At 33.7% G+C, this 16,103-nt stretch carries 14 protein-coding genes; 4 read left to right on the forward strand and 10 right to left on the reverse strand.

Going from position 1 to position 16,103, the window contains the following annotated elements:
- Positions 1-437, forward strand: a 437-nt coding sequence (locus HMPREF0446_RS07475) for an IS110 family transposase (RefSeq protein WP_020991437.1), incomplete at its 5' end; no start/stop codon positions are given.
- Positions 438-615: 178 nt separating this feature from the next.
- Here HMPREF0446_RS07475 and HMPREF0446_RS07480 read toward each other — a convergent pair.
- The 4 genes from HMPREF0446_RS07480 to HMPREF0446_RS07495 form a co-directional block, all read right to left on the reverse strand.
- A complete protein-coding gene (locus tag HMPREF0446_RS07480) occupies positions 616-2,409 on the reverse strand; it encodes an oligopeptide ABC transporter substrate-binding protein (RefSeq protein ID WP_006703821.1) in 1,794 nt (597 codons plus the stop codon).
- 212 nt (positions 2,410-2,621) lie between these two features.
- Positions 2,622-4,361, reverse strand: a complete 1,740-nt coding sequence (locus tag HMPREF0446_RS07485; protein WP_006703822.1) for a M3 family oligoendopeptidase — start codon at positions 4,359-4,361, stop codon at positions 2,622-2,624.
- A gap of 69 nt (positions 4,362-4,430) precedes the next feature.
- Positions 4,431-5,783: a PFL family protein gene (locus HMPREF0446_RS07490; RefSeq protein WP_006703823.1), complete on the reverse strand. Its 1,353-nt coding sequence runs from the start codon at positions 5,781-5,783 to the stop codon at positions 4,431-4,433.
- 8 nt (positions 5,784-5,791) lie between these two features.
- On the reverse strand, positions 5,792-6,064 hold the full coding sequence (locus HMPREF0446_RS07495) for an ACT domain-containing protein (protein WP_006703824.1): 273 nt from the start codon (positions 6,062-6,064) through the stop codon (positions 5,792-5,794).
- 142 nt (positions 6,065-6,206) lie between these two features.
- Here HMPREF0446_RS07495 and HMPREF0446_RS08790 point away from each other — a divergent pair, with 142 nt between their 5' ends.
- Positions 6,207-7,076, forward strand: coding sequence for a helix-turn-helix domain-containing protein (locus HMPREF0446_RS08790; RefSeq protein WP_006703825.1), 870 nt, complete (start codon positions 6,207-6,209; stop codon positions 7,074-7,076).
- 337 nt (positions 7,077-7,413) lie between these two features.
- Here HMPREF0446_RS08790 and HMPREF0446_RS07505 read toward each other — a convergent pair whose 3' ends face one another.
- The 5 genes from HMPREF0446_RS07505 to HMPREF0446_RS07525 all read right to left on the reverse strand — a co-directional run bounded on the left by HMPREF0446_RS07505 (position 7,414) and on the right by HMPREF0446_RS07525 (position 14,614).
- A complete protein-coding gene (locus HMPREF0446_RS07505) occupies positions 7,414-8,106 on the reverse strand; it encodes an N-acetylmuramoyl-L-alanine amidase family protein (protein ID WP_020991438.1) in 693 nt (230 codons plus the stop codon).
- A gap of 184 nt (positions 8,107-8,290) precedes the next feature.
- On the reverse strand, positions 8,291-10,774 hold the full coding sequence (locus tag HMPREF0446_RS07510; RefSeq protein WP_006703827.1) for an ATP-dependent Clp protease ATP-binding subunit: 2,484 nt from the start codon (positions 10,772-10,774) through the stop codon (positions 8,291-8,293).
- Between the two features lie 11 nt (positions 10,775-10,785).
- Complete coding sequence (locus tag HMPREF0446_RS07515; RefSeq protein WP_006703828.1) at positions 10,786-11,247, reverse strand: CtsR family transcriptional regulator; 462 nt, start codon at positions 11,245-11,247, stop codon at positions 10,786-10,788.
- A gap of 184 nt (positions 11,248-11,431) precedes the next feature.
- Complete coding sequence (locus tag HMPREF0446_RS07520) at positions 11,432-12,787, reverse strand: hypothetical protein (protein ID WP_006703829.1); 1,356 nt, start codon at positions 12,785-12,787, stop codon at positions 11,432-11,434.
- Positions 12,788-12,937: 150 nt separating this feature from the next.
- Complete coding sequence (locus HMPREF0446_RS07525; RefSeq protein ID WP_006703830.1) at positions 12,938-14,614, reverse strand: hypothetical protein; 1,677 nt, start codon at positions 14,612-14,614, stop codon at positions 12,938-12,940.
- Positions 14,615-14,760: 146 nt separating this feature from the next.
- On the opposite strand from HMPREF0446_RS07525, the gene HMPREF0446_RS08885 reads away from it, so the two are divergent.
- Positions 14,761-14,883, forward strand: coding sequence for a putative holin-like toxin (locus tag HMPREF0446_RS08885; RefSeq protein WP_390890843.1), 123 nt, complete (start codon positions 14,761-14,763; stop codon positions 14,881-14,883).
- Between the two features lie 219 nt (positions 14,884-15,102).
- Positions 15,103-15,207 carry a putative holin-like toxin gene (locus HMPREF0446_RS08890; protein WP_211228169.1) on the forward strand — a complete coding sequence of 35 codons (105 nt, stop codon included), beginning with the start codon at positions 15,103-15,105 and terminating at the stop codon, positions 15,205-15,207.
- Positions 15,208-15,464: 257 nt separating this feature from the next.
- Here the strand turns inward: HMPREF0446_RS08890 and clpP are convergent, their stop codons facing one another.
- Positions 15,465-16,058 (reverse strand): ATP-dependent Clp endopeptidase proteolytic subunit ClpP, encoded by a 594-nt coding sequence (gene clpP, locus HMPREF0446_RS07530; RefSeq protein WP_006703831.1) that lies wholly within the window; start codon positions 16,056-16,058, stop codon positions 15,465-15,467.
- Between the last annotated feature and the right edge of the window lie 45 nt (positions 16,059-16,103).

The raw sequence follows: 16,103 nt of genomic DNA on the forward strand, positions 1-16,103 counted from the left end.
ATTTCCCTGAAGAATATCAACTTCTTCTAACAATTCCTGGTATTAGTGATAATTGTTGTGCCACTATATTAGCTGAAATTGGTCCAAATGTTGATGATTTTAAAACTGATAAGAAATTAGCTTCATGGGCTGGGATGTGCCCAGGTTCTAACGAAAGTGCCGGTGTAAAAAAATCTTCACACACGACGCAAGGCAATAAATATCTTAAACAAGCCTTAGTAATGTCGGTGTTAAGTGTTCAACGTGCTAAAGAAGAAACCTTTTCACTTTTCTATCAGCGAATTTCCAGCAGAGGAAGTAAAATGAAAGCTATTATCGCTTGTGGTCATAAAATGCTTAGAATTATCTATAAAATACTTCAATCGCACCAACCTTATAATAGTCAAAAAGCGTTAGGTCTGCGACAACAGACTAACGCTTTATCTTTGACAATTTAAAAAAATTTCCACTTATATTATAGCATAGGTAGTATCTTTTTGTCTTTTTTTCGTACTTTGTTTCAAATAAAAATCGAGATCAAGGCTCGATTTTTAGCCATGAGATTCGCATTCGCGAAGCTGCTGGCGTCCCTTACTACTTACAGGGAAGTCATATAAAAATATACTAATTTTTTAATTATTTAGTAGCTGTTTCTGAAACAACTTCAAGTTGGTATAAAGCAGATTTAGAATCTTTATTACCAATTTCAGAGTTCATGAATTTCACACGTTTGTTCACGGCAGTTACAGAATCACCAATTAAAGTTGGGAAGATGAACGCTTGATCGTGAACATATTTTTGCCATTCTTTGTAGAATTCTACATTCTTAGCTTCATCAAATGCTTCTGTTGAACTGATTTTAGCGATTAAATCATTAGCTTCAGCACTTACAAAACGAGCAAAGTTGAACTTAGCTGTTTCTCCGAATAAACCAGCAGGGTTTGGATCATAACCAGTTCCCCATCCACCAGCGAACATATCGATTTCAGGATCATCTGCTTGAACTTTTTCATAGAATACATTTGATTCAAGAGTACGGCCAGTGTAAAGTTTTACATCTAAACCAATTTCTTTCCACCATAATAGATATTGTTGGATTAATGATTCGTTTGCATCATCACGAGTACGAGCTGCAAAGTTAATTGATAATTTAGAACCATCTTTGTTTTCACGTAATCCATCGCCATCAGTATCTTTATAACCAGCTTCATCTAATAATTGTTTAGCTTTTTCTGGGTTATAATCAAATCCTTCTTGGTTTGGATTGTAAATATCTTTGAAGAATGGGATGATAATTGAGTTTGTTCCACGTTGTAAACCATGATACATGCTTTCACCAGCTGCATTGATATCTAAAGCATAAGCCAATGCTTGACGTAAAACTGGATCTTTCATTTTAGCATTTGGATCCATTACGTTTTTGCCTTGTTCTTTATCGTATTTACCTAAGTGGAATGCAACATATTCATATTGAGAAGCAAATGAACTAATGAATGAAACATTTGTTAAATCTTTGTATGCTTCATATTGAGCACTTGGCATTGAAGCAACATCATAGTTACCAGCTTTCATTTGAGAAACGATTGTATCTGGAGAAACTACTTCCATTACAACTTTATCTAATTTAGCACGACCTTTGTAGTAATGTTCATTTGGTACTAATGTTACAGACTCACCAGGAGTGATTGATTCAATCTTGAATGGTCCAAGGCCTACACCTTTATTTCCACGTACATAGTCACTCTTTTCCCATTCAGCTACTGGAATTGTTGAGAAAATGTGTTTTGGCATTACATAGTAAGGTAAAGCTCCACCTGCTAATTGCATTGATGGACGCATTTGTTTGAAATGAATTTTCACTGAGTAGTCATCTAATTTTTCTACCCCAGAAATTGAGCTAGCTTCACCACTATGGAATTTATCCATACCTTCGATGTTTTGGTAGTTAGAGTTATAACGAACACCTGTATAATCTTTATTTCCGATAGCTTCAATTGCGAAGATATAGTCATCGATTGTTAAAGGTTGTCCATCTGACCATTTATAGTCTTTAGAGTTTAATTTAACTGTAGCAGTTTTACCTTCTACGTCAAATTCAATAGCACCCATACCAGTATTTGTTAATTTACGGTTTTCATCATATTCAAACAATGTAGTATCAATTTGAGATGTAATTGATGAATCTGATGAATCTGATGCTAATTCATCCATGAATAATCCTTTAAATGGAGATGCTGAAACTAATGCATATTTTAATGTTCCACCTTTAATTGGTGTACCTTCGTGCGTTACTTCAGATGCATATTTAGTTTTTGGTTGTGGAGTTCCACCTGTTGTAATTGAGTTGCTAGATTGTCCTTTTCCACCACATGCTGCTAATGTTAAAGCTACAGCTGCAGTTGAGAAAAATAATAGTCCTTTTTTCTTCATATTTCCTCCTGACTGTCAGACCTATATCAGAATTGTCTGACAATTAAATTAACTTCCTATACTTTAACAGTTTCTTAACAAAAAAGCAATCATTTTTTATTAATTTTTTTCATTTTTTTTTAGAAATTTTATCATCTGTTATTTATTCTTTATCACATCTATGTTTAGACATAAAAAAGAGACGATTGAACTCGTCTCTTCTGATACATTTCTTATTTATTTAATGGAGTTAAAGCTATAAATGCTTCAATAGACTCTGCTACTTCTGCTAATGCTTTCTTCCAGAATTCTGGAGTACTTACATCTACTCCTAAAACTTTAGCAGTATCTTCTACACTTGATACAGTTGTTGCACGAAGTAATTCTTGATATTTTTCAACAAAGCCTTCTGGTTGTTCTTGATAAATGGCATATAATCCTTTAGAGAATAATCCACCAAATGCATATGGGAAGTTATAGAAACTTAATCCAGTACTATAATAGTGAGGTTTACATGCCCACATATATGGATGTAAGTAAGATTGATCTAGACCGTCACCATACGCTTCTTTTTGTGCAGATAACATCATTTCTTCTAAATCTTTAGAGAACATAAATGATTGTTTACGATTTTCAAAAACAGCTGTTTCGAATAAATAACGAGAATAAATATCGACAATAATTTGAGTAGTATCTTGTAATTGAGATTCAATTAATGCGATTTTTTCTTCATCACTTGCTTCTTTAATTGCTGTATTCATAATGATATTTTCATTAAATGTTGAAGCTGTTTCTGCAACTGGCATTGAATAATCTTGGTTTAATGGACGATGGTTTTCAATGTGTAAACCATGATAAGCATGCCCTAATTCGTGCGCTAATGTTACAACGTCACTTAATGATCCAGTAAAGTTCGTTAACACACGTGATTGTTTAATCATTGGTAAGTTTGCACAAAATGCTCCCCCAACTTTTCCTTTACGAGGGTAGAAATCAATATAGTGTTTATCAAAGAATTCTTCTGTCATTTCTGCTAAATCAGCTGAGAATGTTTTGAAGTTTTCAATTAAGTAATCTTTTGATTCTTCCACTGTAAATGTACGACTACTGTTTCCAACAGGTGCAAATAAATCATAGAATGGTAATCCATTTTCATGACCTAATAAAGCTGCTTTATGGCGTAAATATTTTCTAAAGTTTGGTAAATATTCACGGATTGCTTCTAATAGTGCATCTAAAGTTTCATGACTCATACGAGAAGCTTCTAAAGTATGTGCTAATGGAGATTCAAATCCACGTAATTGTGAAGTTGTTAATACTTCTTTTTTAATATGGTTTAATGAGAAAGCAATTGGTTCTTTAATCGCATCATACATTTTTAACTCTGCTTCATACGCTGACTTACGTACTTCTGCATCGCTATCATATGCTTTACCACGAATTTCACTTAAAGTAACTACTTCGCCTTTATATTCGCCTTGAGCACTTGACCACATGAAGTCGAATAATTGAGACCAAGCTTTTCCTCCACTAATAGACATTTTTGCTAAAACTTCTTCTAACTCATCACTTAATAAGTGAGCTGCTTCTTTTTTAGCTTCTTCAAAATAATAACGATATTCTGCTAAGAAAGGATCTGTTGTAATATCTGTTTGAATAGTTCCTAAAAATTTTGAAACTTTTGCATAAGTAGCTTGTAAATCAGCTGAAACTCCTGCTAATTGTACTTCTACTTGTGTCGCTGTTTCATGCGTTGTATCTGTCGCTAATGTTAAATGAATATAATTATATAAACGACCTGTTAAAACTGTTGATTCTTCTAATAATTTTACAACTTGTGTAATTCCTTCAATCGAATCTTCTAATGTTAAACTTTCAAATTTTCCTTTTAACGCTTTATAAGATTCTACATCTTGTTTAAATTCTTGACTTTCAAATGATGGGTATAAATCTTCTAATGTCCATTCATACATCTTTCATTCCTCCTCTTTTTTCCGTATCTTTTATTATACTGTATTTAGTACACTTTTTCCATGATAGGATTAATTTTTCAATGATTGTACAGGTGCTGGAATTCTTCCACCACGGTTAACAAACAAATCACAATTGCCCTCTTTAACAGGCATAATTGGAGCATATCCTAACAATCCACCAAATTCTACAGAATCTCCTACTTTTCCACCAGGAACAGGGATAATACGTACAGCAGTTGTTTTTGTATTAATCATTCCAATAGCAGCTTCATCCGCTATAATTCCTGAAATGGTAGTAGCAGAAGTGTCTCCCGGAACAGCAATCATATCTAATCCAACGGAACATACCGCCGTCATTGCTTCTAATTTATCTAATGTTAAAACGCCATTTGTAGCTGCTTCAATCATTCCTTCATCTTCTGAAACTGGAATAAATGCTCCACTTAATCCACCAACTGCAGAACTAGCCATCATACCGCCTTTTTTCACAGCATCGTTTAATAATGCTAAGGCAGCTGTTGTACCATGAGTTCCTGTCACCGACAAGCCCATTTCTTCTAAAATACGAGCAACTGAATCCCCTACTGCAGGAGTTGGTGCAAGAGATAAGTCTAAAATTCCAAATGGAATACCTAACATTTGACTAGCTTTTTGACCAATTAGTTCCCCAACACGAGTAATTTTAAACGCAGTTTTCTTAACAATTTCTGCAATTTCTGTTAATGTTTCCGCTTCATGATTTTCAAGAGCAGCTTTTACAACACCAGGTCCAGAAACTCCAACATTAATGACCGCATCTGCTTCTCCACTTCCATGGAAAGCTCCCGCCATAAACGGATTATCTTCTACTGCATTACAGAAAATCACGACTTTAGCACAGCCAAATCCTTCTGGAGTAATTTCAGCTGTTTCTTTAATGATTTCTCCAACTAATTTTACAGCATCCATATTAATTCCAGCTTTTGTAGAACCAATATTCACAGAGCTACAGACAATGTCGGTAACCTTCATTGCTTCTGGAATTGAACGAATTAACACTTCATCTGAAGGACTCATCCCTTTTTGAACTAAGGCAGAAAATCCACCAATAAAAGATACGCCAATGGCTTTGGCTGCTCGATCCAATGTTTGAGCAATAGAAACATAGCTATCTGCTTTTGTAGCTGCTGCAATTTGAGCAATCGGAGTTACAGAAATTCGTTGGTTAACAATCGGCACACCATATTGTAGTGATAATTCGTGCGCAGTTTTCACTAAATCTTTTCCAATACGTGTAATTTTGCTATAAATATTTTGATTTAATACATCAATATCTGGATGAATACAATCATGTAAATCAATTCCAATTGTAATGGTACGAACATCAAAATTTTGTTCTTTTACCATCGAAATTGTTTCTAAAATTTCACTATGTTGAACCATTCCTTCACCTAACCAATCCGATGCATCGCTTCAAAAATTTCATGATTTTGAATACGAATATCTAATGCTAAAGTTTTTCCTTGTTCGTTAATATAAGGAGCCAATTCTACAAATGGCATTTTACTTGTAGATACATCTACTAAAATTAACATTGTAAAATATTCTTCCATAATTTCTTGAGAGATATTTACAATATTAATATTTTGTTCTGCTAATAATTTTGATACTTCATAAACAATACCGACACGATCTTTGCCGACAACTGTTACGACTGCTTTCATATTCTCACTCCTTTTATAAAGTTGCTTCTATTGTATCGAATTTTCAAAAAAAATCCTAGTCAAAACTATAATTCCTTTTTCTTCTTTTTATTTCCCAGAAGTTTTAGTGTATACTACAATAGAAGAAGAAAAGGAGACAGTTATGAAATACGAAGAATGGTTACAATTATTTCCAAATTCTAAAATAATACATCATATTCCAGAAGATACAGAGGACTCTATTATCCCTTTAGAAGAAAATACTTATTTACAAATTCCATATGAACAATTATCGAATCGTGAACTAGCTTTATTAGAAACTTTTAAAAAAACACCTACAAAAGTTACAACTCAACTTTCACCTTGGCAACAATATTTAGAACAAGGAGGAAAATGCCCTGTTCAGTTGGAAAATATTCAATTCATTCATGTTTGTTTGATTCAAAAAAATGATGATTTTAATGAACAAGAATGGCTAGAGATGATGCAAGAGATTTTCGGAGATGTGTTAACGAGTTTTTCTTGTTTTCCAAAACATTATACAATTGTTCGAAAAGCGGATGTTGAGACCATTACAACCCAAGATTTGCAAGCAATTCATGCAACAGTCGAAGAAGATTTTGCAATTTCAATGAAGATTTTTATTGGAAATATTTGGAAAATGTCAGAAGATATTTCGGGAATTTATCAAGCTGAGAAAGCTTTATTTGTAACGTATTTGCATGAGTCGAATAAGCAGACTTGTTTGGCTTTTGCACCGATGGTTTTATGGGGATTTGCGCAGAAAAAGTTAGATTTTTCACCGATTCCTGAGACTTTGTATCAGCAGATGGTTCAAGATGAATTTCCTGATTTGATTGAGGCGTTGTGGCAAGAGCGTGGGACTTTAACGAAGGCGGCAACTCGTTTGTTTATTCATCGTAATACGTTGCAATATCGAATTGATCGGTTTGGACAGTTGACAGGATTGGCGTTGAAGAATATGGACGATCTGACTCTCTGTCATTTCCTTTTGATGCAACAGGAATACTAACAATACAATAAAATGAAATCCCTATTTCTTCTGTAGTGAGGACGCCAGCAGACCTGCAGTCTCATGGCTAAAATTCGAGCCTTGGTCTCGAATTTTCCTTTGTAATAATACCCAACTCTGGGTATTATTACTTGCACTACTAAGAAATAGGGATTTCATTTTATTTTTTGACGTTTTCTTTTTGTATCTGACGTTTTTATTGAGGGGGAAACGTACGTAATGAGGTTGCAAGCAGTCATTGTTGGTGTCTTATTGATTTCACTATCAAGAAATGGTAAGGATTTTTCCACAAAAAAAAGACGACCGGAGTCGTCTTCTTATTATCGTTCAATAACAATTAAATCCATTGACCGTTTTCGTTTACGTAGTAACCATCAGGAGTTTTTGTGTTTCTTAAAATTGCACCTGATTTGCTTGCGTAGAACCAACCGCCATTTGCTTCAAACCATTCGTTTTCAGCCATTACACCTGATTCATTGAAATGATAAACTTCATCATTTGATTTAATCCATGCATTTGTAACAATTGTTCCTTTTTCAGTTGCAAAATACCATTTACCAGCTACTTGGAACCATTCATAAACTTTTAATGCTCCTGATTTATCAGCGTAATACCAACCTTCTTTTTGTTGGAACCATTGATTCTCTTTCATCGCACCTGATTCATCAAAGTAATACCAAGTTTTATTTACTTCAAAGAATCCTTTTTTCATAATACCAATTCCTTTATGCTCACCTGTTAATTCATTTAAGTAGTACCAAGTACCATTGTCTTGAACCCAACCAGTTTGAACTTCACCTGTTTGACTTAAATAAACCCAAGTTTTGTCTACTCCTTCTTTTTTCTCTTCAGAATCATTAATTGATTTCCAACCTTTTCCTTTTTGTCCATTTTCAACATAATATACTTTTCCATTTTCACGGATAAATCCAGTGTTACTTTGTTCTGCAGCTTGCACATTTGAACTTGTTGCTAAAAAGCTAGTACCTAAAACTGCTAAACTTGCTAACATTAATTGATGTTTTTTCATAAAAAAATTCCCCTTTATAATTGCTACAATTTGCATTATGATGCATGCTAACTGTACCACTACCTCATTGTGAAAGTCAAACAATACCCGTTCTACAAATCAATAAAAAATCCACTTCTCAGTAGCTTGTCTAAAAAAGACTTACTACATAAGAAATGGATTTTCTAATTTTAAACTTTATCAATTACACAAGAGCAGGAGTTTTTACAGCTTTTTCTTTTTTCTCTTTCCCTTTAATGGTAATTTTCCCTTTTGTGGCACCAATAGTGACTTGTTGTCCGAAACGAATTTCTCCACTTAACAATGCTTCACTTAATGGATCTTCAATTTTCTTTTGAATAGCACGGCGAATTGGTCTTGCACCGTATTCTGGATCAAATCCTTCTTCTGCTAGTACATCTAATACTGCTGAAGTAATTTTCACTGTAATATTCAATTCTTGTAATCTTGAAGTAATTTCTTTTGCCATAATGCCAACAATTTGTCTTAATTCTTCTTTTTGAAGTTTATGGAAGACAATCGTTTCATCAATACGGTTTAATAATTCTGGTCTAAATGAATTTTTCAATTCTTCACGAATTCGTTTTTCCATCGCATCATGGTTTTGTTGAACCGTTTTTGCACCAAATCCTACAGATTTTTCTTCACGAAGAGCCACAGCACCAAGGTTTGACGTCATAATAATAACGGTATTTCTGAAGTCCACTTTTCTTCCTTTTGAATCAGTTAAATGTCCATCATCTAATACTTGTAATAAAATATTAAACACATCTGGATGAGCTTTTTCAATTTCATCTAGTAAAATTACGGCATACGGACGTTGACGAATTTTTTCAGTTAATTGACCACCTTCATCAAAACCAACATATCCTGGAGGTGAACCAACTAAGCGGCTAACGGAATGTTTTTCCATATATTCAGACATATCGATTCTGACTAGCGCGTCTTGTTCCCCAAACATCGCTTCTGCTAAAGTTTTCGCTAATTCTGTTTTACCAACACCTGTTGGGCCTAAGAATAAGAATGAACCAATTGGACGACGTGGATCTTTTAATCCACTTCTTGCACGACGAATCGAACGAGCTACAGCACTTACAGCTTCAGATTGTCCAATCACACGTTTGTGTAGCACAGATTCTAAGTTGATTAAACGTTCGCTTTCTTTTTTCTCCATTTGTTGAAGAGGAATTCCTGTCCATTGAGAAACAACTTCTGCAATATCCCCTTCTCCAATCGAAGCAATATAATCTGTTTGTGGTGAAGATTCTAATTTTTCGACTAATTTTTCTAATTTAGCTCGCTTCGCTAATTCTTTTTTACGGAATTTAGCCGCTTCATCAAAGTTTTGGTGTTGAATCGCTTGGTTTTTCAATTGTTCAAACTGTAAAATTTCTTCTTCTAATAAGACGATTGGAGAAACTTTTGTTGTAACATCTAAGCGAGCTTTTGCAGCTGTTTCATCCATTAAATCAATCGCTTTATCTGGAAGACGTCTTGAAGTAATGTAACGGACTGATAATTGTACGGCTGCTTGAATTGCTTCATCTGTGATTTCTACATGATGATGCGCTTCATAATGTTTTCTCAACCCTTTTAAAATTTGAATACTATCTTCAGCTGTTGGTTCTTCTACATGAATAGATGCAAAACGGCGTTCTAAAGCAGCATCTTTTTCAATGTATTTTTGATACTCATCTAAAGTTGTTGCACCAATCACTTGTAATTCACCACGAGCTAAAGCTGGTTTTAAAATATTCGAAGCATCAATCGCTCCTTCTGCTCCACCTGCACCAATTAAAGTGTGTAATTCATCGATGAATAAAATCACATCTTGTTGCGTATAAATTTCTTCGATGATTTTTTTCATTCGTTCTTCAAATTCACCACGATATTTTGTTCCTGCTACTAATGCACCCATATCTAACATCATTAAACGTTTGCTAGCAATTTCTTCAGGAACTTCACCGTTTATCATACGTTGTGCTAATCCTTCTACAATAGCAGTTTTACCAACACCAGGTTCACCCACTAAGACTGGATTATTTTTCGTACGACGGCTAATGACTTGAATCATACGACGAACTTCTTCATTTCTTCCGATTACTGGATCTAACTTCCCTTGTCGAGCTAAGGCTGTTAAATCTCTTGATAAGCTATCTAATGTTGGTGTTTTGTCTTTTGCACTGTTACCTGAAACTTGCCCTTTTGTTGAACGAGCTTTTGAAGGTTGAATTCCAATTTTTTCATAAATCGTCTTCATTAATTCTTCTAATGAAATATGATTGTCACGCATAATTTTTGTCGCTAATACTTCTTCTTGAAGTAAGCCTAATAATAGATGTTCTGTTCCCACTTGAGGAATTTTTAAACGTTTGGCTTCTTCAGTTGCTGCAACAACTACTTGTTTAGCTCTAGGTGAATAAGGCATTAAATATGGATCGATTTCTTTACGATTGCTTCCATATCCTGTTAATGCTTCAATTTCTTGGCGAACAATCTCTGCCGTTAATCCTCTTTCTCTTAATAAGATTCCAGCAATTCCTTCTTGTTCAATAACTAGACCTAATAACAAGTGTTCTGTACCAACTGCTTGATGTCTAAAAGAAATTGCTTCTCTAGCAGCTAATACCATTGCACTACGTGCTTTATCTGTAAACATTTCACTCATTCACGTCACCCCTACTTATACTTTAAACTGGTTAATATATTTTTCATCATATTACTACGAAGTTGATCACTACATTGCTCTGCTTCTGTTAACGATTCTTTTGACATCGCAATATTTAACAATTGTGCTTCTCTTTTTGAGAGGAGCTCATTATCAAAAAGATTTTGTAAAATATGATTAGCTTGTTTGATGGATAATTCTTCTGGAACAACTTCCAATAAAGCATCAATAATATCCATATCATCTACTAAATTCACTTTCATAATACGGATATAACCACCACCACCACGTTTACTTTCAACGACATATCCTTGTTGAACCGTAAAACGAGTATTTATAACATAATTAATTTGCGATGGAACACAATTGAAACGATCCGCAATTTCACTACGACGAATCTCAACTTTCTCTTTTGCTACTAAAACATTTTTTAAATATTCTTCAATAATATCCGACATATTTGACGGTTGCATATGGACTCTCCTCCCTTTTGACTTTCTTTGACTTTAATTATACAAAATAAATTTCTCTTTGCCAATAAAAAGCTCTGGAGAAACAAAGAATTTGTTAAATTTATTTCAAAAAAATCCTGCCAGTAATTTCTCACCAACAGGATTTGCCAAACTATTACGATTAAATATGTTTTTTACTAAAACTCTAAAAAGGATAATCTCCTTCACTTAAAGCACGAATAATAGAGAGAATCATTTTAGGATTCACTTGTTTTTTTATTAGATACTTTTCTAAATCTTTCAAAGAAGAATGAGGATTCTTTTCCATAAATTCTATCGCAAATGGCACAGCTCGTTGAAATGCTTCTAGTTCAACATCAACAATCTCATCTTTCCTATCGTCTGTAGATACTTTTAAAAATCCTTGAATATCATTCGATAGATTGTAATCGTCAAATTCATCATATTCATCAAGTTCATCAAATTCATCAAACTCCTCAAAATCTAGAAAAGGGGAATCAGATGTCATCAAATGATATAAATGCTCAAATGAATATGTATCAATAATAGATTCTTCTGTACCGATATGGAATTCAAGTTTAAAAATACTCATTAACGGATCTAAACTATCTTTCAAAAATGGTGCGAAAATCCCTCTTGTAACCCATCGAACTGGAATAAATTGTAATTCCATATATAATTCCATCAGTATATGTTGAATATGACGAGGATCCAACTCATCCAGTGGCTCTATCATAATCACTTCTTCATCAGACGCAACCACTAAAATATATTGAGGACCTTTTTTCTCTTCTTTTCCATAAAAATGAGTCGGAGAAAACATTAAACGAATTTCAAATGTTACAGGAACTGTTAATTGAATATTTTTTTTCAATCGAAAAACGGAGAATTCTGGAATATATAGTTTGGGCTTTTCTCCTTTATATCCGATAAACTCTTCATAAGAGATTTCATCTTTAACCTGAATCATATCTCCATTTTCACAAATACTTTTCTTTGTCTTTTGATTATAACAAATCTTAGGTAAAGTATTTTTTTCAATTGTTTTTGAGATAGAGGCTAATAAAGCAAGGTTTCCTTCTTGAGTTAACCAATTCACCACTTTTTGACATAAAGTTACTTCCGTACCTTTAATATTTCTTGTTAAAAGTTTTGAATCATTTAAACTCAAAATTAATGGATACAGTTTCTTTTTTTTACGAGTAATCCCAAGCTCTCTTAATTTAGTTTTTTGACTTTCAGGAATGAATTGTAAAGGAACGAAGATGATTTGAATCCCTTGACGTAACGCTTCAATTTCATCCATATCTTCTTCTGTTTCAGCCATTTCTAAAATATATTCTTCTGCTTTTATTCTTTGTTGATATTCACGAATATCTTTATGGAAAAATGCAGCAAACTGCCCTTCCTTATTATGCATTAATTGTACAATAAATTGGACCTTCCCCGACTGATTACAGACTGCTGCAGTCATTAATTCATTGTCTATGTCTACTAATGCTTCTTGGACTTGATATAAGCCATTATAAATCTCTTCCATCCTTCCTCACTCCACATTCCTTAATTATCTTTATTTTACTATGGTTTAGCATAAAAGACTATACATTCCGTAAAAATTAAAATCATTGAAAAACTTTTCTTTGATAGAACTAAAAAGAAGTGTATCAGACGAATCCAATACACTTTTTTTCTATTTAATAGATATACTTCTAACTTCTCCACGTGCAGTTACTTGCATTTCTACTTGTTGTTCTTTTTGTACAAATGGTAAACGATTTTGAATTGTAGCTGGAGCACGATAGACTTTATCATCTACCAATAGGTAGTAAATCGTATTTCCATTGATAACAACACCTTGAATATCTTGAACTTTACCTGTCACACTTGTTAAATGATCATCACTATCTGTTCCAACTTCTTCCGTTGGTGCAGATTGTTCATATTTTTGAATTAAACGACTAACACTTGTTTCTACGTAGACGTTTTGATAATTTTCTACATCTATTAACGCATATTTTTTAATCAGTCCTGAGCTATCTTTTAAGGATAAGATATACATCGGTTTGCCATTTAAACTAATCAGTAGTGGGAAGGTTGCTTTATAACCCGTTTCTTGTACACTACCTTCTGCTGAACTCATTGCTGAGAATTCTTCTGCTGCTGATACTGGATACATTTTTGCTTCTTTTGTACGTGTATTAACTAACACGAATCCAATATTTGAATTATCTGAAGCTACTGAAGTAATTCCTGTATATAAGTAAATATCGTCATTCATCGGTAAGTAATTATATCCTTTTGTAGGAACTGTCACTCCTTTTTTAGAGAAAATTGTATTCCAGAATCCTAACTTATATTTTCCATTCATTTCTAACTGATGTAAAATTAATTCCGCACTATACACACGGTCTACCCAATGAGGAATTTCTTGTAAATTATAATGTTTACTTTCACCTGTTAAAGCGTTCACCGTAATTAAACCATTCACTTCAGGTTCTCTTAAGAAAAAGTTACGACTATACGTTGAAGCAATATAATACGGTGTCCCTTCATCATCGACTTCAAAACTTGGACTACCAAATAAAGTAAATGGATGGTGGAAACGTAAGTGACGATGAATATTACGGTTGAAATACTCTGCTTCACTATAACGAATTGGTTGATCCGGTTTCTTCACTTCTACATCCCCATTAACCATATCTACTTGCATATAATTTGGAATTCCATCTTGATGATTAGAGAACCATTTCCAAAATCCTGCATATTTTAATGGCGATACACGATACGGATGATTTTGAATATTAATTTGCGTATAATCTTCTGCCACTTCGAATTGAGAAACTAGGTCTGTCAAAGCCCCAATTCTACGATTACCTAATCTTGAAGCTGTGTCACGATCAATTAATGGAATTTGTGTCACATCTGTCTTAGGAAAATCTGTCGCAAAGTCTGCATTTTGAACTTGAATCATTTTAGAATAAGATTCAGCAAAAAATAATGGAGACAAGATAAAATAACTTGCCGCAGCAATAACGATTAAAACTCCAACTATTGATAATACAATTTTAGAAACTATATGACTTTTAGATTGATTCACTTGCTCCCAAGAAAACTTACTAGTGCTAGTTTTAAAAGCAATACTAGCTCCTGTCACCCATTCAATTGCTCCAACTAATACTAAAATCAAGGCTAAAAACACCCAGAAAGCAGGTGAAGCATAATGTATTGGTGGTAAGTTTTTATAATAGTAAAGTGCAATAATCATTATTGCAATAACATATAAAATTGATTTTGAAAAATTTAATCGAAAACTCTTTCCTTGTTGATTTCTTGCACTTCGATTGGCACTATTGGTTACATCTTTCATTTGTATTCCTCCTTTTATTGTCTTCATTATAGGTTTATCTTATAAAACTGTCCATACAACTTTGGGATGATTTTGTTAACTGGATTGGATTTGGGTGTAAAATCGGTTGAATGGCAATTTACACATAAAAAATACCGCCTCCCAACATGATAATTGGAAAACGGTATTTTCTCTATGAAGCTTTGACATTGGTGTGCTCTTTTGCGACTTTAATAGTTACATTAATGGCACTCATGATCAAACTAATAGAAATCAAGACAAAAAAATAACACAGTTCTAACTTTGGATAGTTAGCGATGTTATGCGATTATCATACAAAAAATTTACTAAAATGTCAAATAATGTGAAATTTTTCGCTGTTCGCTATTATTTCCATTTCGTTTATGGTACACTCTTGCCGTAGAAAGTTTTAAAGCGGTGGCAATCTCTATAAAGGTAGGTGATGCTTATGAGCATCTATTCAAAATCTATCGAAAGGAGGTTGCACTTTGTCAGTCTATGAAGCTTTGACATTGGTGTGTTCTTTCGCGACTTTATTAGTTGCATTAGTATCGCTCATTGTCAAACTAGTAGAAATGATAACAAAAAAATAACACCGCTCATAACTTTGACTGATTGAGTGGTGTTATTACATTCTCATTAGCCACCGTCTTTTCAACGGTCTACATTAGAGTCGAGTTGGCGCTCGGCTCTTTTTGTATCTTTATTATACCAAAAACAAAACGGATTGCAAATTTTGTCAAATCCAAGTTATTCTATCCTATTGGAGCCACCTGCGACTAACTTCTCCACCTCATCACACAAAAATAGTCGCCTCATTCCTAAGAAATCGGCGACTCCATCCTATCTACTATTGTAAATCTTTTGAGTTTGTCATAATCGCATCAATTAATCCATATTCTAACGCTTCTTGAGCAGTCATATAGTTATCACGATCTGTGTCTTTCTCAATTGTTTTTAATTTTTGACCTGTTTGTTTTGCTAAAATCGCATTTAAACGTTCACGTGTTTTTAAAATTTGACGAGCAGCAATTTCGATTTCTGTTGCTTGACCTTGAGCTCCACCTAATGGTTGGTGAATTAAAATTTCAGCATTTGGTAACGCGTAACGTTTGCCTTTTGTACCAGCTGTTAATAAGAACGAACCCATCGAAGCTGCTAATCCCATCGCAATAGTTTGCACATCAGCTTTAATAAAATTCATTGTGTCATAGATTGCTAAACCAGCAGTAACACTTCCCCCTGGAGAGTTAATATACATATAAATATCTTTCTCAGGATCTTGCGCATCTAAGAATAATAATTGTGCAATAATCGCATTTGCCATATCATCGTGGATTGGTCCACTTACCATAATAATACGATCTTTTAATAATCTTGAATAAATATCATATGCACGTTCACCACGTGATGATTGTTCAATAACTGTAGGAATTAAATTCATGTTGAATCCTCCATCTCTCTTTTATATTTCAATTTTCTCTATTAG

It is taken from the genome of Granulicatella elegans ATCC 700633 (assembly GCF_000162475.2).
GTDB classification, from domain to species: domain Bacteria; phylum Bacillota; class Bacilli; order Lactobacillales; family Aerococcaceae; genus Granulicatella; species Granulicatella elegans.